Here is a 25,465-nt window from a genome sequence, read left to right as displayed (position 1 = left end):
ACGCCGATGCCGGTAGTCGAGGAGGAGACCGCCGCCGTCCCGCCGCCACCCGGCCCGACGGTACGCCTGTTCGACGTCGTGCTGCGGCTGGTCGGCGGGCTGGTCGCCGTGGTCGGCGGGGTGCTCACCGCCCTGATCGGCCTGCTGCTGTCCACCGTCCGGGTCGGCGGGCAGCTGATCGGGGTGTCGGTGGTGGTCACCATCCTGGGGGCGATCGCGGTGAGCTGGTTCGCGTACGCCACGATCGGCCGCAAGTGGGCGGTGGCGTTGCCGGCCCTGCCGTGGTTCGTGCTGATGGCGGTGGCAGCGGTCCGTACCGCCGAGGGTGACCTGCTGGTCGCCGGGGACAACTGGGTCGGGCTGGCGATGATCACCACCGGCGCGATGACGTTCGCGGTGATGGCGTTCCGGCAGATCCTCAGCCCGCAGCCGCGCCGCCACGACGGGTGATGACGGCACACAGCCGACGGTGGTAGATATTCCTGCCAGGAGCCCCGTCGACGCGGCGGGCGGTGTGGCAGGAGGCGTGTGATGAGAGATCGGTGGCGGGCTGTCGGCGTACTCGCGGCGGCATTGTTCGCGGTCAACGTGGTGGCCCGGGTGATCATCAAGCTCGGCTTCGACGGGAACGACACTGCCGCCGACCGGGTCTCGCTGGGCATGTTCATCGTGGTCGGACTGGTGCTGGCCGGGGTGGTCTTCGCCTGGGGCCGGGTCGTGCCGGCGGCGCGTTGGGGAGCCGACGTGGCCGCCGCGGTGGCGGTGGCGCTGCTGCTGACCGTGCTCGTCGGCCCGCTGCTGGTCGGCAACGATCCGTTCGGTGGGGGAGCGGGGCTCTTCTTCGCCCAGATCTGGCTCTATCTCGCCGCCGCGGCGGCCGGCGTGGCGATCGGCTACCTGGTGCTCATCGCCCTCGGCCGCGACCACCGCTCCCGCCAGCTCCAACGGTACGCCGAGCGTAACGTGGGCAAGCCCCGCCGGGTGGTCCGCCGCTGACCCACCCGCCCGGGGTGGGTCAGGTGGGAGGGGCGACGCGGGTGAGGTAGGTGTGGTGGGTGGTGAAGCCGAGCTTGCGGTAGAGCGAGACCGCCTCGATGTTGCGCTGTTCCACCTGGAGGAAGGCGTGGGTCGCGCCCTCGGCCGTGCCCCAGTCGGCCAGCGCCCGGATCACCCGGGCGGCCAGCCCCTGCCGGCGTGCCTGCGGGGCCACCTCGATCAGGCTGAGCCCCAGCCAGCGGCCCTGCCCGGTGACCGTGCCCCGGCCCGTCGCCAGCAGCGCGCCGTCGGCGTACACCTGGGCGAAGCGGACCTGGGCCACGGCGGTCAGGATGTGCCGGGCGGAGTCCGGCAGGCCGCCCTTGCGCCCGGCGGCGACCGCGAGCCACTCCTCGGACGGCACGCCGGTGAGGGCGACCGCCGCACCGCCGGCCGGGCCTTGCGGGGTGGGACCGGGGGGCGATGCGGGGGGCGGCTCCGCCGGCCGCAGCGTGGCCAGCGGGACGGTCTGCACCAGGGTCAGCGGCCGGGCGGTCCAGCCCCGGGCGTCCAGTTCGGCGCCGACCGGCACGGCCAGCGGCAACGGCGTGTTGACCATGGCGGGTTGGCCGTGTTCGGCGTACCAGCGTTCGATCGCGTCGATCGCCGCCGGCAGCGGGCGGTCCGGGTCGCCGACCGGCAGCGCCGAATTGGCCCGGCCGGTCCAGCCGTCGGCGGAGCGCAGCAGCCAGTCGCCGAGCCGGGCGCGTACCGGTGCCGGCCACGCCTCGTCGGCGGCGAGTTCCAGTTCGACCACGGCCGAGGCGGTGGGCCGGCGGGTGGGGGGCACCCGCTTGGCCCGGTGCACCTCGGCCACCGGCACCCGGAGCCGGCCCTGGGCGGTGGCGATGGTGAGATGAGTCTCGCTCAGCTCGACCAGCTCACCGAGGGCGTCCGAAAAGAGGGGCCGGCCCTCGCGAATCCCCACAATGCGGCGAACCACGATCCGGTGTCCCACATCCTGCTGTCGGAGCACGATCGACCTCCTCCCCGGCGAGATACTAGGCTCTTAGCGTCGCGGGTGATCGCGACGAGTCTGGCGGAGGAGAAGACCGGTGACCTACATCATCGCCGAGCCGTGCGTGGATGTGCTCGACAAGGCATGCATCGAGGAATGCCCGGTCGACTGCATTTACGAGGGCAACCGGATGCTCTACATCCACCCCGACGAATGCGTCGACTGTGGTGCCTGTGAGCCGGTCTGCCCGGTGGAGGCCATCTTCTACGAGGACGACGTCCCGGAGCAGTGGAAGGACTACACCGGGGCCAACTACGAGTTCTTCGAGGACCTGGGCTCGCCGGGCGGCGCGTCGAAGATCGGCAAGGTGGAGAAGGACGCGACGTTCGTCGCCGGCCAGCCGCCGCGCGGCGAGGGCCACTGAACCGGCCGGCAGCCGGGACACCGGGCTCGCCGGCTGCGGTGCCGGGCTCGCCGGCCGGGCCGGCTGTGGTGCCGGTCGGCCCCGGGTCGGTGGTGCCGGCCGGTGGTGCGTCGGGGTCGTCGGCCGGGTCCGCGTCGGGCCCGGCCCGGCCCGGTCCGGTGTCGGCGCGGTTGCCCGAGTTCACCTGGGACACGCTGGACGCCGCGGCCGCCCTGGCCGCGGCGCACCCGGACGGCCTGATCAACCTCTCCATGGGCACGCCGGTCGACCCGGTGCCCCCGGTGATCCGGCAGGCGCTGGCGGACGCCGCCGACGCGCCGGGCTACCCGCTGACGGCGGGCACCCCGGCGCTACGCGACGCCATCGCCGGCTGGGTGGCCCGCGCCTGCGGTGCGGGTGCCGACGGGCTCGGGGTGCTGCCGACGATCGGTTCCAAGGAACTGGTCGCCTGGCTGCCCACCCTGCTCGGGATCGGCCCCGGCGACGTGGTCGTGGTGCCGTCGGTCGCCTATCCGACATATGAGGACGGGGCCCGGCTGGCCGGCGCCACCACCGTCCGCGCCGACTCGCTGACCGCGGTCGGCCCCACCTCCCGGGTACGCCTGGTCTGGGTCAACTCGCCCGGCAACCCGACCGGTCGGGTGCTGCCCGCCGCCCACCTGCGCAAGGTGGTCGACTGGGCCCGGGAGCGCGGTGCCGTGGTGGCCAGCGACGAGTGCTACCTGCCGCTGGGCTGGACGGCCGACGCCGCGCCGGTGTCGGCGCTCGCGCCGGAGGTCTGCGGCGGGTCGTACGACTCGGTGCTGGCGGTGCACTCGCTGTCCAAGCGGTCCAACCTGGCCGGCTACCGGGCCGGGTTCGTCGCCGGTGACCCGGCGCTCGTCGCCGAGCTGCTGAAGATCCGCAAGCACGCCGGCATGATCGTCCCGGCTCCGGTGCAGGCCGCGATGGTGGCCGCGCTGGCCGACCAGGCGCACGCCGACGAGCAGCGGGAACGCTACCGGGCCCGGCGGGAGACACTGCTCGCCGCGTTCACCCGGGCGGGCTTCCGGGTGGACCACTCCGAGGCGGGCCTCTACCTCTGGGTCACCCGCGACGAGGACTGCTGGGACACCGTCGACCGGCTGGCCCGACGGGGCATCCTGGTCGCCGCCGGGGCCTTCTACGGCCCGGCCGGGCAGCGGCACGTCCGGGTGGCGTTGACCGGGTCGGACGCGCACGTCGCGGCGGTCGCCCAGCGGCTCGCCCAGCCGTAGGGGCGGCTGCGGTGGGTGACGAGGTGGGCCGGCCCCGGGTCGCCGTGGTCGGCACCGGCCTGATCGGCGGTTCGATCCTGCTGCGGCTGCACGAGGCGGGTACGCCGGTGGCCGGCTGGGACCCGGACCCGGCGACCCGGGCCGAGGGCCGTCGCCGGGGCCTCACCTTCCCCGACGAGCTGGCCGACGCGGTCCGGGACCGGGACGTGGTGTTCCTCGGTGGTCCCCTGCCGAGTCTGCCGCAGACCCTGCTCACCGTGTCCGGGCTGACCGACGACCGGTGTGTCGTCACCGACGTGGGCAGCACCAAGGCGGCCGTCGCCGGGTTCGCCGGGGCGCACGGGCTGACCGGCCGGTTCGTCCCCGGTCACCCGATGGCCGGCACCGAACGGGCCGGGCTGACGGCCGCGCTGGCCGGGCTGTTCGTCGACGCGGCCTGGGTGCTCTGCCCGAGCGTCGACGGGTTGGTGCCGTTCCGGACGCTGGTCGGGCTCATCGTCGACGTCTTCGCCGCGCACGTCGTACCGATGTCGCCGGGGGTGCACGACTCCGTGGTGGCGCTCTCCTCCCACGTACCGCACCTGCTGGCCGGCAGCCTGGCCGGGGCCGCCGCCGACTCGGCGGTGCGGGACGCGGTGGTCCGGCTCGCGGCGGGCAGCTTCCGTGACGGCACCCGGGTCGCGACGACCCCGGCCCGGCGTACCGCCGACATGCTGCTGGCCAACCGGGAGCAGGTGCTGCGGCAGTTGGCCGAGGTGCGGGCGGCGCTCGACGGGCTGACCGAGGCGGTCCGCGACGACGACCTGCCCGCGCTGGTGGCGCACTACGAGCGGGCCCGGACGGTACGGCTGCCGCCGGGCGACGTGCGACCCGTCCACCGGCGGTTCGCCCTCGCCGGGGACCCGGCGCAGGAGTTGGCGTTCGTCCGGTCGGTGGGTGAGTCCGGTGGGCACCTCACCGGTTGCACGGTGGCGGGGGAGACGGTGACGTACACCGGTCTGCGGCCCGCCGAGGCCCCGGCCTGACCGTGCGGAAACCGGCGGCGGTCCGGTTGCGCCGTTAGGGTGGGTGCGTGGCGGACGGACCGGTGGTGGCGGTACGCGGTGAGGCGTACCGGGAGGTGGCACCCGAGCTGGCCCGGTTCGAGGTGACCGCGACGGCCCGGGAACGGGACCGTCAGGTCGCCCTGACCCGGCTCGCCGAGCGGGCCGCCGCCGTCCGGGTGCTGCTCGACGAGCACGAGCCGGCGGTGGACCGCCGGGAGGCCGGGGAGCTGCGGGTGCGACCCGAGACGAACCGGTCCGGTGAGCGGGTCGTCGGCTACCTGGGCAGCGTCTCCACCACGGTCACCGTCACCGACTTCGGCTCCCTGGCCGAGCTGATGTTGCGGCTGGCCGAGCTGGACCACGTCGAGGTGGCCGGCCCCTGGTGGTCGCTGCGGCCGGACAGCCCGGCCCACCGGGAGGCCCGGCACGAGGCGATCGCCGACGCGTTGCGCCGGGCCCGGGAGTACGCCGAGGCGCTCGGTGCCCGGGTGACCGCCCTGCTGGAGCTGGCCGACACCGACGAGGGGTTCGCCGGGGGTGGGGCGATGTACGCCCGCCAGGACCGGATGGCCGGCGCACCGGAGCTGGAACTCGACCCCCGCCCGCAGTCGGTGCACGCGGTGGTGCGGGCCCGGTTCACCATCAGCGAGCCGGTCCTGACCTGATGCCCGAGGCGCGTCCGTGCTCCCTCGACGACCTGGTGGCCCGGGCCCGGTCGCTGGCCGACGCCGGCCCCCGGCAGCTGCTGGGCATCACCGGTGCGCCCGGGGCGGGCAAGTCCACGCTGGCCGAGCGGATCGTCGCGGCGGTCGGCCCGACCGCCCGGCTGGTGCCGATGGACGGTTTCCACCTCGCCCAGGCGGAGCTGGTCCGGCTGGGCCGGGCCGACCGCAAGGGCGCGGTCGACACCTTCGACGCCAACGGGTACGTGTCGTTGCTGCGCCGGTTGCGCCGGTTGGAGCCGACCGCCGTGTACGCGCCGCTGTTCCGCCGTGATCTGGAGGAGCCGGTGGCCGGGGCGGTGGAGGTGCCGCCCTCGGTCCGGCTGGTGGTGACCGAGGGCAACTATCTGCTGCTCGACGATCCCCCCTGGGACGAGGTGCGGTCGTTGCTGCACGAGGCGTGGTTCCTCGACCTGGACGCCGAGCTGCGGTTGCGTCGGTTGGTGGCGCGGCACGTGGCGTACGGGCGGTCGCCGGAGGCGGCGCACACCTGGGCGTACGGCAGCGACGAGGCGAACGCCGCGCTGGTGGCGGGCACCGCCGACCGGGCCGACCTGGTGATCCGGTCAACCGACCCGGGGTGACGGGACGGTACGCCGCAGCAGCCGGGCCACCAGGGTCCGTTCCCGGTGGAACTCCAACGCCTCCGGATAGCCGCTGTGGTTGCGGATCGGCGGGTCGGCGACCTCACCCCCGCTGGGGTGCAGCGCCTCCGGGTCGGTCACCGGCACGTCCCGTTCCCCGGCGCTGACCCGCCAGCCGAGGGGGTCGGTGTCGCGCCAGAAGTTGGTCCACGCGACGTGGCCGGAGGGCCAGGTCAGGTTGTCGGCGAGCACCCGGAGCCGGTCCGGGCCGAAGTAGGCGGGGAAGACCCGTCCGTAGAGCCGGGTGAGCTGGCAGCCGTACGACAGGAACCAGATCCGCCGCCGCCACCGGGCCGGGAGCTGGAGCAGCGTCGCCGCGCAGATCACCGTGCCCTGGCTGTGCCCGGAGAGGATCACCCCGTCCATCCGGCGCGGGTCCTGTTCGCTCAGCGCCAGGATTCCGGCGACCCGGGTCTGCAACTCGGGTACGGCCCGTTCCGCATAGCTGGGCGGGGCGAGCGGGTGCGCGGCGCGCGGCCAGAAGGTGCCGATGTCCCAGAGCACCCCGACGCTGCGCCGGACGGTGTCGTTGCGGTAGACGAGCAGGCCCAGGCCGGCGACCACCAGGGGGAGCCAGCCCAGCATGGTGTCGCCGAGGTCGGCGGCGGCGCGTACCAGACCCACCCAGCCCGACGCGCCGGCCGGTGCGGGGCGGGTACGGGTGAGCGCGGCCACGCAGGAGAAGGCCACCAGCACCGCCGCGATGGCGGCGTAGTGGCCGATCAGCCGTACCGCGTGTTCGCCGACCAGGCGGTGCAGCGCGCGGAAGGTGCTGACGTCCCGGCAGCGGCGCAGGTCGTGCGCGGAGAGGTCCCGCCGGCCGGCGGTGAGCCGGGTGTACTCGGCGCGACGCAGCCCGCCGAAGATCATTGCGGCGCGGATCAGCGTGCCGATCAGGGCGGCGGTGGCGACGGTGAAGGCCAGGCCGGCCCAGATTACCGGCAGCGGCGGCGCGATCGGGGAGAATCCGCTGGGTGAGGCGGGACCGTCGAGCCGGTCGGCGATCCAGTAGAGCAGGCCGGCACAGTAGGCGATGGCCATCATCCAGCCGAAGCCGGCGATCACCGCCGCCCCCCGGCCGCCCCAGGCCACGTCGGTGTACGTGCCGAGCGGTTGCTGGTCGTCGTCGCTGCCGGTGCGCGGCAGCAGCAACCCGATCGCGGCGACCGCGATGGCCGGTGCGGCGAGCATCCAGATCAGCAGCCCGTCGGGGGCGGTGGGGAGGCCGGGCAGCCAGCCGTCGCGCCAGGCCATCCCGAGGGGCAGCAGCACGCCGACCGTGCCGGGGAGGAGCAGGGCGCGTCGTCCCGACCGGGCGACCGTGCCGATGGCGATCAGCAGCAGCACCTGGTAGGTGGCGAGCCAGGCGACGAGACCGTCGTAGCCGGGCAGGGAGTGGTCGGTGAGGCAGCCGGCGAGGCCCGGGTCACGGGCGCACCCGGCGGGCGGACGCCACTGCGCCAGCGGGGTGCCGGCGGGGCCGTCCGGCAGCAGCAGGAGGGTGAAGGTGCCGACCAGGGCCAGGCCGGTGAGCACGCCGACGGCGAGGCTCCACCGGCCGAGCGGGGTGGCCCCGCTGCGCCGGGTCAGCCAGGGCCGGCCCACCGCCACCACCGCGATCGCCACCACCACGACCAGGGCGGTGACGGTCGGGGCGGCGATCACGGCCCGTACGCCCCGGGCCGGGTCCATCACCAGCACTGCGCCGACGGGTACCGCGGCGGCGAGCGCCGCGCCGACGCACAGGTGCAGGACGGCGGCGCGGCGCAGTTGGCCCTCCCCGCTCCAGAAGGTGGGGTCCTGCAACGGGTTGGCCAGGCCGGGCCCGGCAGCGGCGGGTTGTTCCCCGTCGTCGGCCAGCGGGGGGCGGGGGTCGGCGGGCATCTCGGCCTCGTACTGGTAGGTGCGCCAAGCGACGACGCCGAGCACCAGCAGCATGGACAACGGCACCAGCAGGCCGGCGGCGAGCGCGTGGGCGTCCGTGCGCCACCAGCCCCGGCCGAGGAACTCCCACGAGCCGGGCAGTTGCCGCAGGCACTCCTGATCGATGCACTGCCAGGCGATCAGGTCGACCCCGACGCCGGCGGCGGCGAGCACCAGGGTGCCGGTGAGGCTCAGACAGAACAGCCGGATCAGCCAGGCGGTGATGCCGGAGCGGCTGCCCCAGCGTTCGGTGTCCGGGTCGGGCGGGATGCCGGGGCGGGCGTACAGCGCGACGTTGGCCAGGGTGAACGGCAGCAGCAGCGTCCACAGGGCCCGTTCGACGTCACGTGCGGTCCGCGCCCCCGACGTCAACTGCCCCCAGCTGTACGCCTCGACGACGACCGGGTCGTCCGGGGCGGAGTCGCTGGCGCGGTAGAAGCCCGTGACGTCACCGCCGGAGACGAGTCGGGGCGGCTGGCCGACACCGGTCGGGTCGGTGGGCAGGCCGAGGATCTGGTCGGGCGGGGTGTTCGACACGCCGTGCACCCGGAGTTCGAGTACACGCTCGGCCATCGGTGCTCCCTGGTGACGTCTTCACTACCCAGAGTGCATCGGATTTCCTGATTCGCCCACCGATCTGTCCGGTGTTCTCGCAGCTCAGCCGCTATTTCAGGGTACGGATCACCCGTGCTGGGTTACCCACGGCGACCACGTTGGCCGGTAGGTCGCGGGTGACCACCGCGCCGGCCCCGACCACCGTGTTCGCCCCGATGGTCACTCCGGCGAGGACGATCACCCCGCCGCCGAGCCAGACGTTGTCGCCGATGGTGATCGGCTGGGCGGACTCCCACTTGGCCCGGCGGGGCTCCGCCTCGACCGGGTGGGTGGCGGTGAGCAGTTGCACGTTGGGTCCGATCTGGACGTCCGCGCCGATGGTGATCCGGGCCACGTCGAGCAGGACCGCGTTGAAGTTGACGAAGCTGCGGGCCCCGAGGTGGGTCTGCCAGCCGTAGTCGCAGTGCAGCGGCGGGCGTACCCAGGCGCCCTCGCCGAGGCTGCCGAGCAGGTCGCGCAGGGTGGCGAGCCGGCCCTGCGGGTCGTCGGCGGCGCTGCGGTTGAAGCGTTCGGTGAGCCGCGCCGCGCGGTCCAGGTCGGCGATGATCTCGGGCTCGTTCGCGATGTACGGCTCGCCGGCGAGCATGCGTTCCCTCATGGACGTCACCAGGCCATGGTCACCGGTCGGTCGTCCCCGGGGTGGGAAGTGGGTCGGTCCTGTCGCAGCAATGTGTCCGGACGGTCATCATTCGGCCTTCTATTTGCATACCGGGTATGTAATTCTAGGCGTCGATGTGACTCCGGTCATGAAACGCCCCAGAAGGAGGATCCGTTGCACGGAAGCAGAAGAACCGCGGCCGGCGGGTTGGTGCTCGCCCTGGCTCTCGGTCTGCCGGCGACGGGCGCGAACGCCGCCCCGGCCGCCCCGCCCGCGTCCCGGCCCACCACGCCGGCCGCCGGCTCCACCACGGTCACCCTGATCACCGGGGACCAGGTCACCGTCACCCGCACCGGTGGCGCCGCCGTGCGCCCCGGCGTCGGCCGCAAGCACCAGCAGTTCCTGGTCCGCCGCGAACACGGCCACCTCAACGTGGTGCCCCGCGACGCGCTGCCGCTGCTGCGCTCGGGCCAGGTCGACCGGCGGCTGTTCGACGTCACCGCGCTGATCGCCGCCCGCTACGACGACGCCCACCGGGACAATCTGCCACTGCTGGTGTCGTACCGCTCGGAGCAGTCCCGGCGTGGCGCGACCGCGCTGCCCGGCACCCGGGTGACCCGCGAGCTCCCGGCGATCCAGGGCGCGGCCCTGACCGCCGGCAAGTCCTCAGCCGGCGCGGTCTGGTCCACGCTCACCGGTGCCGGCAGTGCCCGACTCGGCGCGGCAGGGGGCGTCGAGCGGATCTGGTTGGACGGTCGTCGCGCACTCTCCCTCGACCACAGCGTGCCCCAGATCGGTGCGCCGACCGCATGGGCGGCCGGTTACACCGGCAAGGGGGTGACCGTCGCGGTGCTGGACACCGGCGTCGACGCCACCCACCCGGACCTGGCCGGCAAGGTGAGCGAGGCACGCAACTTCAGCGACACGCCGGACCAGAAGGACACCGTCGGGCACGGCACCCACGTCGCGTCCACCATCGCCGGCAGCGGTGCCGCCTCCGGTGGGAAGTACAAGGGCGTCGCGCCGGACGCGAAGCTCCTCGACGGCAAGGTCTGCGAGGAGTTCGGCTGCGCCGAGTCGTCGATCCTGGCCGGCATGCAGTGGGCCACTGTCGACAAGAAGGCCGCCGTGGTCAACCTCAGCCTCGGTGGCACGGACACCCCGGAGGTCGACCCGCTGGAGGAGGCCGTCCAGACGCTGACCGCCCAGACCGGCAGCCTCTTCGTCATCGCCGCCGGCAACGACGGCCGGGACGGCTCGGTCGGCTCACCTGGCAGCGCCGACGCCGCGCTCACCGTCGGCGCGGTCGACCGGGACGACGAACTGGCCGACTTCTCCAGCCGGGGTCCCCGGGTCGGTGACGACGCGCTCAAGCCCGACATCACCGCACCCGGCGTCGACATCGTGGCCGCCCGCTCCGTCGACGGCCAGATCGGTGACCCGGTGGGGACGCAGTACGTCGCACTCTCCGGCACCTCGATGGCCACCCCGCACGTCGCCGGCTCGGTGGCGTTGCTGGCCCAGCAGCACCCCGGCTGGAAGGCCGGGCAGCTCAAGGCGACCCTGATGGCCGCCGCCAAGCCGCACCCCACGCAGACCGCATACGAACAGGGCGCCGGTCGGGTGGACCTGACCCGGGCGATCACCGAGCAGGTCACCACCGACCCGGTCAGCGTCTCGTTCGGTCGGGCCCTCTGGCCGCACGGCGACGACGCCCCGATCACCCGGACCGTCGCCTGGCACAACGCCGGGACGGCCCCGGTCACCCTCGACCTGACCCTTGAGGTGCAGGGACCGGGCGGGAAGGCCGCGCCGGCCGGCATGTTCACCCTCGGCGTCAACCGGATCACCGTCCCGGCCGGCGGTCGGGCCGAGACCACCGTCACCGCCGACACCCGACTCGGTGTCGACGGCTACTGGACCGGTCGGGTGGTGGCCCGGTCGGGGTCCACCGTCGCGGTGACCCCGCTGGCCGTGCACCGGGAGGTGGAGAGCTACACCGTCACGCTCACCCACCTCGACCGCAGCGGAAAGCCCGGCGGCGACTACTCGACCACCCTGGCCGACCTCACCGGGTACGACCTGGTGGACGTCACCGACTTCGACGGCGTCGCCGAGGTCCGGGTCCCCAAGGGCAGGTACGGGCTGAGCAGCGTCTTCTTCGAGCCGGGGCCGGACGAGCAGTCGGGCGGGCTGGCCCTGCTCGCCCAGCCGGAGCTGGTGGTCGACGGCGACACGGCGGTCACCATCGATCTGCGCAAGGCCAAGCCGGTGCGGATGACCGTCCCGCAGGCCGACGCGAAGGTCGCCCTGGTCGACGTCAGCGCCAACTTCCTCACCCCCGACGGCGGCAGCTTCGGCTCCGGCATCGTCTCCTTCGACACCTTCGACGGACTGTCCACCGGGCAGCTCGGCAGGGCGGTGTCGGCCGACGAGTTCGTCGCCACCGTCAACAGCCAGTGGGCCGACCTCGAAGCCGAGCACAGCCCCTACCTGTACGCGCTGGCCGAGACCATCCCGGGCAGGCTGCCCAGTGGTTTCGTCCGCGACTACCGCAAGCGTGACCTGGCCACGGTGGTGCACAGGTTCCGTGACCCGTACCCGAAGATGGAAGCCGAGCGGCTGGTCTTCCCGGACAACGGCTACAACACCGGCGGCTGGGCCGTCGGGCTCGCCACCGACGTGCCCGGCCAGCGGGTCGAGCACTACAGCACCAAGGGTGTGCGCTGGGACTCCGAACTGGACTTCGGCACCCGGACCGAGGATGGCTGGCTGGACCTCCAGGCGATCCTCCTGAGCCGGTCCGCCGCCTACCAGGCAGGCCGCCGGGTCACCGAGACCTGGGGGGCCGCGCCGCTCGGGCCGTCCCTGCCCACCCCACGCTGGCCGGAGGAGAGCGTCACCCGGATCGGGGACACCATCCTGGTGAGCGTGGCACTGCACAGTGACGCGGCCGGGCACATCGGGGTGTCGCTCAACGACACCGCCCGTACCGTCCTGTGGCGCAACGGCAAGCTGGTGGAGGAGCTCGACACCTCGGGGTACGGCGAGTTCACCGTGCCGAAGGGGGACGCCGACTACAAGCTGACCGTCGGGGCCAAGCGGAACCTCACCGACCTCAGCACCGAGGTGGAGGCGAGCTGGACCTTCCGCTCGGGGCACGTGGCGGGTGACACGCCGAAGCGGCTGCAGCTGTCGGAGATCCGGTTCACCCCGCGGCTGAACGCCGACAACACCGCCCCGGCCGGGCAGGTCTTCGCCGTACCGGTGCAGGTGCGGCGGCAGGCGGGCGCCGGCACCGCCAAGCTGGCGAAGCTCAGCGTCGACGTGTCGTACGACGGCGGGAAGACCTGGCGGCGGGCGACCGTGGTGAAGGTGCCGGGCCAGGGCACGGTGGCGCTGGTCAAGCACCCGGCCGGTGCCGGGTACGCGTCCCTGCGGGCGACCGCCCGGGACACCGACGGCAACACCGCGAGCACCCGGATCATCCAGGCGTACCGCCTGAAGTGACCCGACGTCCGGGCCCGCGACGGTGACGTCGCGGGCCCGGAGCCCGTGCGCGCACCGACGGCGGCCCGCACGCCGCCGGGCGGCTCGGGCGTCGGCGTGCAGGGCGGCCCGGTCGTCGGCGTCTCGGGCGGTTCGGTTGTTGGCGTGCAGGGCGGCCCGGGCGTCGGCGTTTCGGGCGGTTCAGTCGTTGGCGTGCAGGGCGGCGTTCAGCTCGATGCCCCGACCCGTGCGCGGCTTCGCCTCCAACGCGCCGGTCACCGAGTTACGCCAGAACAGCAGCCCGTCGACGCCGGACAGCTCACGGGCCTTGACCACCCGGCCGTCCGGCAGAGTGATCTTGGAGGCGGCGGTGACGTAGCAGCCGGCCTCGACCACACAGTCGTCGCCGAGCGAGATGCCGACCCCGGCGTTCGCGCCGACCAGGCTCCGCTCACCGATGCGGACCCGGTCGGTGCCGCCACCGGAGAGGGTCCCCATGATCGACGCGCCGCCGCCGATGTCGGAGCCGTCACCGACCACCACGCCCTGCACGATCCGGCCCTCGACCATCGAGGTGCCCAGCGTGCCGGCGTTGAAGTTGACGAAACCCTCCTGCATCACGGTGGTTCCCGTGGCGAGGTGGGCGCCGAGCCGGACCCGGTCCGCGTCGGCGATCCGCACCCCGGCGGGCACCACGTAGTCGGTCATCCGGGGGAACTTGTCCACCCCGTACACGGCCAGGTGGCGGCCGGCGGCCCGCTCGATCACCCGCAGCTCGTCGACCCGCTCCGGCGGGCACGGCCCGGCCGAGGTCCAGGCCACGTTCGCCAGTTTGCCGAAGATGCCGTCGAGGTTCAGCTCGTTGGGCCGCACCAGGCGGTGGGAGAGCAGGTGCAGCCGCAGGTACGCGTCGGCGGCGTCCTTGATCGGCTCGTCCAGCGCGCCGATCACGGTGACCACCTGCACCGTACGCAGACCCGGCAGGGCCCGCTCGCCGATCGCGCCGGGTGGCAGGTCGAGCACGTCGGCCTGGTCCTCGCCGGGGACCAGCGGCAGCTCACCCAGGCCCAGCTTGCCGGTCGGGTACCAGGTGTCGAGCACCTGCTCGGCGGCGGTCACGGTGGCCACGCCGATTCCCCAGGCGGATTGGGACGTCACTGTTCTACCCTCTCGTTCGCGGCTGCGGGGCCGGTGGGCTCACCCCTCGCGCCCACCGTTCAGGACGGTACCGTGCGAACCATGGAGAACCCGCTTACCCCCGAGGTCCTGGCCGATCCGGTGGCGCTGACCCGTGCCCTGGTCGACATCGAGTCCGTCTCCCTCGACGAGAAGGCGATCGCCGACTGCGTCGAGGAGGTGCTGCGCCGGGTGCCGCACCTGAGCACCTTCCGGCACGGCAACACGGTGATGGCGCGCACGGACCTCGGCCGGGACTCCCGGGTGGTGCTCGCCGGGCACCTGGACACGGTGCCCCTCAACGACAACTTCCCGTCGACCATGCGCGGCGACCTGATGTACGGCTGCGGCACCTCCGACATGAAGTCCGGGGTGGCCTTCGCGCTGCACCTGGCGGTGACCCTGCCCGACCCCCGCTACGACGTGACGTACCTGTTCTACGAGGCCGAGGAGATCGAGTCCCGGTACAACGGCCTCACCCTGGTCGGTGGGGCGCACCCGGAGTGGCTCCAGGCCGACTTCGCGGTGCTGCTGGAGCCGACGTACGGCATCGTCGAGGTCGGCTGTCAGGGCACCATGCGGGCGGTCGTCACCCTGCACGGCGAGCGGGCCCACGCGGCCCGGTCCTGGCGTGGGGTGAACGCCATCCACGGGGCGGGCGAGGTGCTGCGCCGGCTCTCGACGTACGAGGCGCGGCGGGTCACCATCGACGGCTGCGACTTCCGTGAGGGCCTGAACGCGGTGCGGATCGGCGGCGGGGTGGCCGGCAACGTCGTCCCCGACCGCTGCGAGATCGAGATCAACTACCGGTTCGCCCCGGACCGCGACCCGGCGGCAGCCGAGGCGCACCTGCGCGAAGTGCTCGCCGGCTACGAGTTGACGGTCACCGACGCGGCGGCCGGCGCACTCCCCGGCCTCAAGGCCCCGGTGGCCCAGGAGTTCCTGGCGGCGGTGGGCTCGGCCCCGAGGGGCAAGCTGGGCTGGACGGACGTCGCCCGGTTCGCGGCGATGGGCATCCCGGCGCTGAACTTCGGCCCGGGCGACCCCAACCTGGCCCACCACAAGGACGAGCACGTCGAACTGACCAAGATCCGCGACGGCGCCGCCACCCTCCACCGCTGGCTGACCCCCGCCTAACCCACCCCCACCCCAACCCACCCCAACCCACCCCAACCCACCCCACCCCGCGCTCCGCCCGCGCCCCGGCTCGGCCCGGTGATCAAGAGGTTTGCGTCACGGGGAGCGCTCTCCCGGCCCGCAAACTTCTTGATCACCAGCCGCAAACTTCTTGATCGCCAGTGCGGGGAGGGGCGCGGGTGGGGTGTGGGCGCTGGAAGGGGTGGGGGATGCATGGTGAGGCCCCGGGGTCGGGGACCGCCGGGGCCGTGGTGGGGCTGGTGGGGTGAAACTCAGGGTGAGGCTGGTTGGGTGAGGCTGGTGGGGTGAGGCTGATTGGGTGGGGAGCGGGGTGGGGCTGGTTGGGCGGGTGGTGGGTGTCAGACGGTGGTGAGGCGGGGATTGTCGGGTTCGGTGGGCTCGACGGGCTGGGCGGCGGGTTCCACCGGCACCTCCAGCTGTCGGGCGCGGCGGCGCTCGGCCACCACCTCGTTGATCCGTCGCTGCATCTGCCGGCGGATACGCATCCGCTCGTTGTTGCTGATCACGCTTGCTCCTCCCCCGAAGGCGCGCGCCGGGCCATACCCGGTATGTGAATAGTAAGACGTACGGGCGACAGAATTAGTTGCCCATGATCGCGAACTTTTTCTCCGACCTGTCGGCCGGCACCGCCCTGACGTGCGCCTCCACTACGGTGGCTGTCATGAGTCAGACCAACGGGCGGCGGCCGGGCCGCGATCCGGAGCGGCACCGGGGAGCGGTCACGCTGCGCCGTGGCGCGATCCCCACCAGCACCGCTGACCAGCGGTTGTTGGACTCCCGGGGGCGCAGCGACTGGAAAACCAAGGACGCCTGGCGCGCGCTGCGGATCCTCGCCGAGTTCGTCGAGGGCTTCGACACGCTGGCCGACCTGCCGCCCGCGGTGAGTGTCTTCGGCTCCGCGCGTAGTAAACCCGACAGTCCGGAGTGCCGGCTGGCCGAGGAGTTGGGGGCCGGCCTCGCCCGGGCCGGTTACGCGGTGATCACCGGCGGTGGCCCCGGAGTGATGGAGGCGGCCAACCGGGGTGCCAGTGAAGCCGGCGGCCTCTCCGTCGGGCTGGGCATCGAACTTCCCTTCGAGCAGGGGCTCAACGACTGGGTCGACCTGGCCATCGACTTCCGCTACTTTTTCGCCCGCAAGACCATGTTCGTCAAGTACGCCCAGGCGTTCGTCGTGCTGCCCGGCGGCTTCGGCACCATGGACGAGCTGTTCGAGGCGCTCACCCTGGTGCAGACCGGCAAGGTGACCCGCTTCCCGGTGGTGCTGATGGGCACCGACTACTGGCGGGGGCTGCTCGACTGGCTGCGGGACAGCATGGCTGCCGAGGGCAAGATCGGCCCGGTGGACCTGGAGCTGATCTGCCTCACCGACGACGTCGACGCGGCGGTACGGCACATCGTCGAGGCCGAGGCGGCCCTCGCCGTCGACCAGGAGGCGGTACGTGAGGAGGCGGTCGCCCGGACCGCCGCCGACCAACAGGCCGCCCGCCGGGCCGCCGCCGTCGCAGACGCCACCGACACGAAGCCCGGCACCCCCGCGTCGGGCAGTCCCGCGTCGGGCAGTCCCGCGTCGGGCAGTCCCGCGTCGGGCAGTCCCGCGTCGGGCAGTCTCTCGCCCGGCAGTCCCGCGTCGGGCAGCCACCCATCGGGCAGTCACCCATCGGGCAGCCACGCGTCCGGCAGTCCGACGTCGAGCAGCGCCGATTCCGGTAGCCCGCCGCCAGGCAGCCCCGCGTCCGGTCCGGCCGGGCCTGGTGAGCCGGGGTCCGGTGAGTCAGGGTCCGGTGAGCCGGGGTCCGGGGCGGGCCGGGGTGTCGTCGACGGTCGGGAGGGCTGAGCCGGTGGCGGCGATCTGTGTCTTCTGCGCGTCCTCCCGTACCCTCGACCAGCGCTGGTTGGATCTGGCGGCCGAGACCGGCGCGGAGCTGGCCCGGCGCGGGCACACGCTGGTCAGCGGCGGTGGCTGCGTCGGCATGATGGGCGCCCTCGTCGACGGGGCGCGGGCGGCCGGTGGGCGCACCGTCGGGGTGATCCCGCAGGCGCTGGTGGACCTGGAGGTCGCCGACCTGGCCTCGGACGAACTGCTCGTCACCGACGGCATGGCCAGCCGCAAGACCATCATGATCGAGAAGTCGGACGCGTTCCTCACCCTGCCCGGCGGACTGGGCACCCTGGACGAGCTGTTCGAGGTCTGGACCACGGCCACCCTGGCCATGCACACCAAGCCGATGGTGCTGGTCGACACCGACGGCTTCTACCGTCCATTGCTCGACTGGCTGGGCACCATCACCGAACAGACCTTCCTCAAGCCGGCCGGCCTGGGCCTGCTCACTGTCGCCCCCACCGTCTCGACCGCGCTGGACGCCCTGGAGTCCCAACTGCCCTGATCCCCACCCGTCGCCGGGGCCGGGCGGTGCGGGTTCGGGCCGGGTGGCCGGCACCGACTTCCGACCGCCGGCCACCGGCCGGGCCCGGGCGGGGTGGTGCGGTGGGTGGTGTCGTACCCGCGTGGTGGGATGTGGGGGTGCAGGGGTACCGGCTGGTGCGCCGACCTGCCGGATCGGGCCCGGAAGGCGGCCGGTCCGCCGCGAGCGTCCGGGGGACGGTCGGCACGGCGGGGCGACCGTGGGCCCGGATCGGGCCGGGTCAGGCGTCGAGGGGGAGCCGCGGCCCGGGGGGTCGGCGGGCGATGCCGCGTACCCCCGGGGGGAGTTGCGGCCCCGGGCAACGGCGAGTGGGGCCACCCACCCGCCGGCGCGTCGGCCCGATCCGCTCCAGGCGGAGGTCGTGGCGCACACCGCCGGGCCGATGCTGGTCCTCGGCGGGCCGGGCACCGGCAAGACCGGCACCCTGGTCGAGGCGGTCGCCGCCCGGGTCGCCGAGGGGGTCGACCCGGAGCGCCTGCTGGTGCTCACCTTCAGCCGTCGGCAGGCCACCGGGCTGCGGCACCGGATCGAGGCCCGGATCGCCGCCGACGGCCACCGGGTGCTGCGCGAGCCGCTGGTGCGCACCTTCCCGGCGTACGCCTTCGGCCTGCTGCGCCGGGCCGCCGCCGAACGCGGCGAGCCGTCCCCCCGGCTGCTCACCGGGCCCGAGCAGGATCTGATCATCCGGGAGCTGCTGGACGTCGTCGGCACCGAACCCGACGACCCGGTCGGTTGGCCGGACGACCTGCTCCCCGCCCTGCGTACCCGGGCGTTCGCCGGCCAGCTGCGTGACCTGCTGATGCGGGCCGCCGAACGCGGCGTCGGGCCGGTCGAGCTGGCCCGGCTGGGGGAGAAGCTGGGCCGCACCGACTGGCCGGCCGCCGCCCGGTTCCTCCGGGAGTACGTCGCCGTCCTCGCGCTGCGCGACGTCAGCAACCGGGGCTCCGTGGCGTACGACCCGGCCGAGCTGGTGCGGGCGGCCACCGGCATGCTCCTCGACGATCCGGAGCTGCTGGAGGCCGAGCGTCGCCGGCTGGCCCACGTCTACGTCGACGAACTGGCCGACACCGACCCGGCCCAGCAGGACCTGCTGGCCGTCCTGGCCGGTGGTGGCCGTTCCCTGGTGGCCTTCGCCGACCCGGACTCCTCCACGTACGCCTTCCGGGGTGCCGACCCGGCCGTGGTGACCGCCTTCCCGCACCGGTTCCGGACGGCCTCCGGGGCCCCGGCGGCGCAGGTCACCCTCACCACGTCCTACCGCGCGGGTGCGGTGCTGCTCGGGGCCACCGGTCGCCTGGCCCGGCGGTTGCGCGGGCCGGCCGGGCACCGGCGGCTACGACCGCTGCCCGACGCGCCACCCGGCAGCGTGCAGGTGCGTACCTTCCGTTCGGCCACCAGCGAGGCCGCCTGGTTGGCCCACGCGCTGCGCTCCGCCCACCTACTCGACGGGGTGCCCTGGTCGGCGATGGCGGTGCTGGTCCGCTCGACCCACCTGCACCTGCCGGCGCTGCGGCGGGCGTTGCACGCCGCCGGGGTGCCCACCGTCGTGCACGGCGAGGACCTGCCGCTGCACCTGCAACCCGCGGTCGCCCCGCTGCTGCTCCTGCTGCGCTGCGCGCTCGAACCGGCCCGGCTGGACGAGGAGTCCGCGGTCGCCCTGCTGCACTCGCCGCTGGGCGGGGCCGACCCGCTGGCCGAGCGGCGGCTGCGGCAGGGGCTGCGGGCGCTCGCGCTGGCCCGGGGCGACCGGCGGCCCTCCGGCGAGCTGATCGTCGAGGCGCTGGCCGACCCGGCGGAGCTGGCCGGCATCGAACGCCGCTGGGTCGAGCCGGCCCGGACGGTGGCGGAGCTGCTCGCCACCGCGCGGACGGCGGCGGCGGTGCCCGGGGCCACCGCCGAGGACGTGCTCTGGGCGGTGTGGGACGCCAGCGGGCTCGCCGAACGCTGGGCGGGGGCGATCAACCGGGGCCGGGAGGCCACCGGGGAGCACGAGACCGCCCAGCGTTGGCGGGCCGAGGCCGCCGACCGGGACCTCGACGCGGTGCTGGTGCTCTTCGACGCGGCGGCCCGGTTCGTCGACCGGCTGCCCGGCGCGCGTACCGAGGTATTCCTCGACCACGTCCTCGGCCAGGATCTGCCGGCGGACACCCTGGCGGCCAGCGCCGACCGGGGCGAGGCGGTCCGCCTGCTCACCGCGCACGCCGCCAAGGGACTGGAGTGGGACCTCGTCGCGGTGGCCGGCGTGCAGGAGGGCGTCTGGCCCGACCTGCGGCTGCGCGGCAGCCTGCTCGGCTCCGAACGGCTGGTCGACGTGCTGGTCGGCCGGGCGGACGGCACCGGCACCCGGGCCGGCCTGGTCGGGCAGACCTCCGCCCTGCTCGACGAGGAACGCCGGCTGTTCCACGTGGCGGTGACCCGGGCCCGGCGTCGGCTGCTGGTCACCGCCGTCGCCTCGGCGGCCGTCGGTGGCGACGACCACGAGGAGCAGCCCAGCCGCTTCCTGCACGAACTCGGCGTCACCGGCACCTCCGGCGACGACCCCACCCCGCCTGACGATCCGATCCCGCCTGACGATCCGATCCCGCCTGACGATCCGATCCCGCCCGACGATCCGATCCCGACCCCGACCCGGCCCCCGACCTCGCCCGGGGGCCCCGCTCGGACCCCGTCCGTCGGCGGCGTCGGTGCCGACCGGGCGCAGGGTGACAGCACCACGCCGGCCCTGCCCACTGCCGGCGTGGACAACCAGGACCCGCGGCCGGAGCCGGCCCCCGCAGGGGCACCCTCCCGCCACGATCCGCCGACCGCCCGCCGCCACGGCGCCGAGGCGGCTGACCAGGGGTCGGCGGCGGGGCCCGGGGAGGCCGGTGACGCCCTGCCCGGCGAGTTGCCCGTGGGGCGGCCACCCCGGGCGCTCACCCTCTCCGCGCTGGTGGCTGAGCTGCGTACCGCAGTCGTCGATCCGGCGGCGTCGGTGGCCCGGCGGCGTGCGGCGGCGGCCGAACTGGCCCGGCTGGCCGCCGCCGGCATTCCCGGCGCGCACCCGGACGACTGGTGGGGGTTGCGCAGCCTCTCCGACGACCGGCCGTTGGCCGACGAGGGCGAACCGGTCCGGGTCACCCCGTCGGGGATGGAGAGCGCGCTGCGGTGCAGCCTGCGCTGGCTGCTCGAACGGCACGGCGGCAGCGGGCCGGCCAGCGCCGCCCAGGGCGTCGGCAACCTGGTGCACGCCGCCGCGATGCTGGCCGAGGACGCCAGCGCCGACCGCACGGCCCTGCTGGAGTACGTGGCCGCCCGGTTCGACGCGATCGAGCTGGCCGCCCGGTGGATGGTCGGCCCGGAACGGGACCGCGCCGAGGCCATGGTGGACAAGCTGCTGCGCTGGCTGGCCGGCAACCCGCGTCGGCTGCTCGCCATCGAACACGAGTTCGCGGTCCGCCTCGACGACCCGACCCGTCCGATCGAGCTGACCGGCCGGGTCGACCGGCTGGAGGTCGACGCCGACGGCCGGCTCGTGGTGATCGACCTCAAGACCGGCAAGTCGACGATGGTCACCGAGCGGGAGGTGGCCGAGCATCCGCAGCTCGGGGCGTACCAGGCGGCGGTGGAGGCGGGCGGGTTCGCCGAGTTCGGCGACGAGGCCGGGGGCGCGGCGCTGGTGCAGCTCGGTACCGGTGCGAAGGACGCCCGCGAGCAGACCCAGGCCGCCGCCGGGCAGGGCCCCGAGGCCGGCTGGGCCACCGCCCTGGTCCGGCGCACCGCCGATACGATGGCCGCCTCGACCTTCGCCGCCGTCGCCAACGCGAAGTGCCGGGTCTGCCCGGTGCGGACCAGCTGCCCCGTCTCCGGGCAGGGCCGCCAGGTCGTGGAGCCACCGGCGACCGGCCACGAGGGGGAGGGGTGACCCAACCGACGCTGTTCAGCGCGGCCACCCCCGCGCCCCGCGCCGCCGACGCCGGGCCGCGCTACACGCCGGTGGAGCTGGCCCGGCTGCTCCGGCTACCCGCCCCCACCGCCGAACAGGCCGCGATCATCGCGGCACCGGTCGCGCCGCTGCTGGTGGTGGCGGGTGCCGGTTCGGGCAAGACCGAGACGATGGCCGCCCGGGTGGTCTGGCTGGTCGCCAACTCCTACGTCCGCCCGGAGCAGATCCTCGGGCTGACCTTCACCCGCAAGGCGGCCGGTGAGTTGGCGCACCGGGTGCGGACCCGGCTCGACCAGCTGGTGCGGCGGCTCGGGCGGCGGGCCCGCAACCCGCTGGACGACCCGCTGGCCGGCGAGCCCACCGTCTCCACCTACCACTCGTACGCCGGGCGGATCGTCACCGAGCACGGGCTACGGGCCGGCTACGAGCCGACCACCCGGCTGCTCACCGAGGCGTCCCGGTGGCAGCTCGTCGATCTGCTGGTGCGCAACTACGACGGCGACATGTCCGAGGTCGACCGGATGCCGAGCACCATCACCGACGCCGTGCTCGCGCTGGCCGGCGAGTTGGACGAGCACCTGGTCGACCCGGACACCCTGGCCGCCTGGACGGGCCGGTTCTTCGCCGAGGTGCAGTCCCACCCGGGCCGGGTCTACGCCGACGTCCGCAAGGCCCTCCAGCTGCAACGCACCCGGCTGAAGCTGCTGCCGCTGGTGCGGGCGTACGCCCGGCGCAAGGACGACTTCGAGGCGATGGACTTCGCCGACCAGCTCGCCCGTGCCGCCCGGGTGGCCCGGGACCACCCGGCGGTCGGCGCGGTCGAGCGGGACCGCTTCCGGGTGGTGCTGCTCGACGAGTACCAGGACACCAGCCACGCCCAGGTGGTGCTGCTCAACCACCTCTTCGGCGGCGGTCACCCGGTCACCGCCGTCGGCGACCCCTGCCAGTCGATCTACGGGTGGCGGGGGGCCAGCGCCGGCACGCTGGACCGGTTCCCCACCGACTTCGCCCGCGCCGACGGTGCCCCCGCCGAGGCGATGAGCCTCACCACCAGCTGGCGTAACCGGCCGGAGATCCTCGGCGTGGCCAACGCGCTGTCGGTGCCGCTGCGGGCCGCCGGCGCCCGGGTGCCGGAGCTGCACGCCGCGCTGAGCGTCCGCGACCCGATCCCGCACCGCAGCCCGCGCGGACGGGCCGCCGGCACCGTGCACTGCGCGCTGCTGCCCACGTACGTCGACGAGGCGGACTGGATCGCCGACAGTGTGCTCGCCGCCTGGCGGGGGGCGGCCCGGATGCCCGGCGCGCTGCCCGAGCACATCCCGGTGCCGCAGCGCCCCGCCACCGCCGTGCTGGTCCGGCTGCGCAGCCAGATCCCGGCGATCGAGGCCGCCCTGCGGGCCCGGGGGCTGCCGGTCGAGGTGGTCGGCCTGGGCGGGCTGCTGGACACCCCTGAGGTACGGGACGTGGTCTGCACGCTGCGGGTGCTCGCCGACCCGACCGACGGTGCGGCGCTGCTGCGGCTGCTCACCGGGGCGCGCTGGCGGATCGGGCCGCGTGACCTGGTCGCCCTGCACCGGCGGGCGCGGGTCATCGCCCGGGCCCGCCGGGAGCTGACCGGCGACGACGGGTCGGAGATCGTCGTGGACACCCTCGACGAGGCGACCCTGGTGGAGGCGCTGGCCGATCTGGGGCCGGCGCAGACGTACTCGGCGGAGGGCTACGCGCGGCTGCGGTCGTACGGGATGGAGCTGGCCCTGCTGCGCTACCGGCTGGACCAGACGCTGCCGGAGCTGATCGCGGACGTGGAACGCACCATCGGGCTGGACGTCGAGGTGGCGGTCCGGGCCGGCCGGGACGGCACCGGCGACGCCGGACTGGCCCGGGGGCACCTGGACGCGCTCGGTGACGTGGCGGCCCGGTTCAGCGGCGAGACCCCGGCGGCGACGCTCGCCGGTTTCCTGGCCTACCTGGCCGCCGCCGAGGACGAGGAACGTGGGCTGTCCCCGGGCGAGGTGGAGGTGGTGGAGGGCGCGGTGCAGGTGCTCACCGCACACGCCGCCAAGGGCCTGGAGTGGGACGTCGTGGCGGTCGCCGGGTTGACCCGGGGCAGCTGGCCCGGTCAGGTCCGTAGCTCCGACCACTGGCTGGGTGGGCTCGGGGTGCTGCCGTTCCCGTTGCGCGGCGACGCCGACGGGTTGCCCACGCTCGACCTGACCGAGGTGATAGACCAGCGCGGGGTGGCCCGGGTGGTGTCCGACTTCACCGACGCCTGGCGGGCCCACGACGAGCGTGAGGAACGCCGGCTGGCGTACGTGGCGGTGACCCGGCCCCGGCGGCTGCTGCTCTGCTCCGGCTACTGGTGGGGGGAGGGGACCAAACGGTTCCGGGGCCCGTCGGTGCTGCTCCGCGAGGTGTACGACGCCTGCCTGGCCGGTGGGGACGGCCTGCTGGTCGACGAGTGGACGCCCGAGCCGGCCGGTGACGCGGTCAATCCGACCACCGAGGTGGTGCTGCGGGCGGAGTGGCCGGCCGACCCGCTGGGCCCCCGCCGGCCGGCGTTGACCGAGGCGGCGGCCCTGGTCCGCCGCTTCCTCGCCGACCCCGACGCGGCCCGCCGCGATCCCGCGCCCGCCGTGGTGCCCGGCGACCCACAGGTGGTGGCCCCCCAGGCGGTGTCTCCGCAGGCGGCGGCCCCGCAGGTGGTGGCCCTCCAGGCGGCGGCCCCGCAGGTGGTGGCCTCGCAGGTGGTGGCCCCCCAGGCGGTGGCCCCGCCTCCCACGGGCACGCCGGCGGCGGGCAGGGGGGCGGCTGGTCCGGAGGCGGCGGGTCCGGAGCCCGATCCGGAGGTGGCGCGGTGGCGGCGGGAGGCGGATCTGCTCCTGGCCGAGCGGGCGGAGCTGCTGCGGCAGGCCGAGGCGGTGGAGGTGGTGCTACCCGGGCACCTGTCGGTCACCCAGTTGGTGGCGCTGCGCCGGGACCCGGCGCAGCTGGCCCGTACGCTGCGCCGGCCGATGCCGGCCCCGCCCAGCCCGTACGCCCGGCGGGGTACCGCCTTCCACGCGTGGCTGGAGGCCCGCTTCGGGGCCGACCGGCTGCTCGACGTGGACGAGTTGCCGGGTGCGGCCGACGCGGACGCCGCCCCCGACGCGGCGCTGGCCGAGCTCCAGGAGCGCTTCCTGGCCAGCGAGTGGGCCGACCGGGTGCCGGTGGAGGTCGAGGTGCCGTTCGCCACGGTGCTGGCCGGCGTGGTGGTGCGGGGCCGGATGGACGCCGTGTTCACCCGCCCCGGCGGCCGGTACGACGTGGTCGACTGGAAGACCGGCCGGCAGCCGACCGGGGTTGAGGCCGAGGTGGTCGCGGTGCAGCTGGCCGTGTACCGGCTGGCCTGGGCGGAGCTGGCCGGAGTGCCGGTGGACCGGGTGGGGGCGGCCTTCCACTACGTCCGGGAGGGGGTGACGGTGCGGCCGGCGGACCTGCTGGACGCCGACGGGCTGACCACGATCATCGCCGGGTTGCCGGAAATTCCAGCGGGGGGTGGCGCTCCCGAAGATCCGTGGTAGGTTGTTCTTGTTGCAGTTTTGGTTTCCAGAGACTCTGTGTGCGCCTGGCGGATTGTGGCCCCAGGCGCTCTTTGTTGTGTCCGGAGCTCTCCGGGCGGGGCGACCAAAAACAACAGGCGATTCGCGCATCCCGCGCGGGGCGCTCCTCTTCGGGCCCGCAACAGGTGCGGGTTCGACGTTCCGTCAAGGAGACGAAACAGATGGCAATTGGCACCGTCAAGTGGTTCAACGCTGACAAGGGCTTCGGCTTCATCACCCCGGACGGCGGCGGCGCCGACGTCTTCGCCCACTTCTCGGCGATCCAGTCCTCCGGCTACCGGAGCCTGGACGAGAACCAGCGGGTCGAGTTCGAGGTGACCCAGGGCCAGAAGGGCCCGCAGGCGGAGAACATCCGCCCGCTCTGATCTTCGGATCGTCCGTAACACCCACCGGGTCCTCCGGACCCGGTGACGGACCGGTCCGCCGCGCCGCCCCCGCTCCGGCGGGACGCGGCGTGCTGCGGCGGACCGGCCC

Annotated in this window: 18 protein-coding genes and 1 pseudogene; 14 read left to right on the top strand and 5 right to left on the bottom strand. The window is 74.4% G+C overall.

What is annotated here, in order from left to right; all coding sequences use genetic code 11:
- Positions 1-6 precede the first annotated feature (6 nt).
- Together J7462_RS15025 and J7462_RS15020 are read left to right on the top strand one after the other, a co-directional pair.
- Positions 7-450: a hypothetical protein gene (locus J7462_RS15025; protein WP_219464613.1), complete on the top strand. Its 444-nt coding sequence runs from the start codon at positions 7-9 to the stop codon at positions 448-450.
- Positions 451-531: 81 nt separating this feature from the next.
- A complete protein-coding gene (locus J7462_RS15020; protein WP_208568042.1) occupies positions 532-996 on the top strand; it encodes a hypothetical protein in 465 nt (154 codons plus the stop codon).
- 19 nt (positions 997-1,015) lie between these two features.
- On the opposite strand, the gene J7462_RS15015 is transcribed toward J7462_RS15020, so the two are convergent.
- A complete protein-coding gene (locus tag J7462_RS15015) occupies positions 1,016-2,011 on the bottom strand; it encodes a GNAT family N-acetyltransferase (RefSeq protein WP_219464612.1) in 996 nt (331 codons plus the stop codon).
- Between the two features lie 79 nt (positions 2,012-2,090).
- Here J7462_RS15015 and fdxA point away from each other — a divergent pair, with 79 nt between their 5' ends.
- The 5 genes from fdxA to J7462_RS14990 all read left to right on the top strand — a co-directional run bounded on the left by fdxA (position 2,091) and on the right by J7462_RS14990 (position 6,025).
- Entirely contained in the window at positions 2,091-2,417 is a 327-nt protein-coding gene (gene fdxA / locus J7462_RS15010) for a ferredoxin (protein WP_007072862.1), read from the top strand.
- Positions 2,418-2,575: 158 nt separating this feature from the next.
- Complete coding sequence (dapC, locus tag J7462_RS15005; protein ID WP_219464611.1) at positions 2,576-3,673, top strand: succinyldiaminopimelate transaminase; 1,098 nt, start codon at positions 2,576-2,578, stop codon at positions 3,671-3,673.
- 11 nt (positions 3,674-3,684) lie between these two features.
- Positions 3,685-4,698, top strand: a complete 1,014-nt coding sequence (locus J7462_RS15000) for a prephenate dehydrogenase (protein WP_219464610.1) — start codon at positions 3,685-3,687, stop codon at positions 4,696-4,698.
- 47 nt (positions 4,699-4,745) lie between these two features.
- Positions 4,746-5,384, top strand: coding sequence for an SIMPL domain-containing protein (locus J7462_RS14995; RefSeq protein WP_219464608.1), 639 nt, complete (start codon positions 4,746-4,748; stop codon positions 5,382-5,384).
- Positions 5,384-6,025, top strand: coding sequence for a nucleoside/nucleotide kinase family protein (locus tag J7462_RS14990; RefSeq protein ID WP_219464607.1), 642 nt, complete (start codon positions 5,384-5,386; stop codon positions 6,023-6,025). The genes J7462_RS14995 and J7462_RS14990 overlap by 1 nt, the downstream gene beginning before the upstream one ends.
- Here the strand turns inward: J7462_RS14990 and J7462_RS14985 are convergent.
- Positions 6,008-8,581 (bottom strand): hypothetical protein, encoded by a 2,574-nt coding sequence (locus J7462_RS14985; RefSeq protein WP_219464605.1) that lies wholly within the window; start codon positions 8,579-8,581, stop codon positions 6,008-6,010. The two genes, J7462_RS14990 and J7462_RS14985, sit on opposite strands and share 18 nt — an antisense overlap.
- 91 nt (positions 8,582-8,672) lie before the next feature.
- On the bottom strand, positions 8,673-9,230 hold the full coding sequence (locus J7462_RS14980) for a sugar O-acetyltransferase (protein ID WP_308290910.1): 558 nt from the start codon (positions 9,228-9,230) through the stop codon (positions 8,673-8,675).
- A 201-nt stretch (positions 9,231-9,431) separates the two neighbouring features.
- On the opposite strand from J7462_RS14980, the gene J7462_RS14975 reads away from it, so the two are divergent.
- Positions 9,432-12,731, top strand: coding sequence for a S8 family serine peptidase (locus J7462_RS14975; RefSeq protein WP_219470363.1), 3,300 nt, complete (start codon positions 9,432-9,434; stop codon positions 12,729-12,731).
- A gap of 180 nt (positions 12,732-12,911) precedes the next feature.
- Here the strand turns inward: J7462_RS14975 and dapD are convergent, their stop codons facing one another.
- Entirely contained in the window at positions 12,912-13,868 is a 957-nt protein-coding gene (gene dapD, locus J7462_RS14970) for a 2,3,4,5-tetrahydropyridine-2,6-dicarboxylate N-succinyltransferase (RefSeq protein WP_219464603.1), read from the bottom strand.
- An 81-nt stretch (positions 13,869-13,949) separates the two neighbouring features.
- Here dapD and dapE point away from each other — a divergent pair, with 81 nt between their 5' ends.
- On the top strand, positions 13,950-15,023 hold the full coding sequence (gene dapE, locus J7462_RS14965; RefSeq protein ID WP_208568050.1) for a succinyl-diaminopimelate desuccinylase: 1,074 nt from the start codon (positions 13,950-13,952) through the stop codon (positions 15,021-15,023).
- Positions 15,024-15,382: 359 nt separating this feature from the next.
- Here dapE and J7462_RS14960 read toward each other — a convergent pair whose 3' ends face one another.
- Complete coding sequence (locus J7462_RS14960; protein ID WP_208568156.1) at positions 15,383-15,550, bottom strand: hypothetical protein; 168 nt, start codon at positions 15,548-15,550, stop codon at positions 15,383-15,385.
- 155 nt (positions 15,551-15,705) lie between these two features.
- Here J7462_RS14960 and J7462_RS14955 point away from each other — a divergent pair.
- The 5 genes and pseudogenes from J7462_RS14955 to J7462_RS14935 all read left to right on the top strand — a co-directional run.
- A pseudogene (locus J7462_RS14955) lies at positions 15,706-16,527 on the top strand (TIGR00730 family Rossman fold protein); the annotation flags it as partial.
- A gap of 355 nt (positions 16,528-16,882) precedes the next feature.
- Positions 16,883-17,428, top strand: coding sequence for a TIGR00730 family Rossman fold protein (locus J7462_RS14950; RefSeq protein ID WP_219464602.1), 546 nt, complete (start codon positions 16,883-16,885; stop codon positions 17,426-17,428).
- Positions 17,429-17,753: 325 nt separating this feature from the next.
- Positions 17,754-21,371 (top strand): ATP-dependent helicase, encoded by a 3,618-nt coding sequence (locus J7462_RS14945; protein ID WP_374197523.1) that lies wholly within the window; start codon positions 17,754-17,756, stop codon positions 21,369-21,371.
- A complete protein-coding gene (locus tag J7462_RS14940) occupies positions 21,368-24,952 on the top strand; it encodes an ATP-dependent helicase (protein ID WP_219464600.1) in 3,585 nt (1,194 codons plus the stop codon). The genes J7462_RS14945 and J7462_RS14940 overlap by 4 nt, the downstream gene beginning before the upstream one ends.
- A 200-nt stretch (positions 24,953-25,152) precedes the next feature.
- The gene (locus tag J7462_RS14935; RefSeq protein ID WP_007464836.1) at positions 25,153-25,356 is read left to right on the top strand and encodes a cold-shock protein; all 204 of its coding nucleotides are present in this window, start codon (positions 25,153-25,155) and stop codon (positions 25,354-25,356) included.
- Positions 25,357-25,465 lie beyond the last annotated feature (109 nt).

This window comes from Micromonospora sp. RL09-050-HVF-A (assembly GCF_019374995.1).
In the GTDB taxonomy this organism is placed as follows: domain Bacteria; phylum Actinomycetota; class Actinomycetes; order Mycobacteriales; family Micromonosporaceae; genus Micromonospora; species Micromonospora antibiotica.
This window is presented reverse-complemented; position numbering and strand designations above follow the sequence as displayed.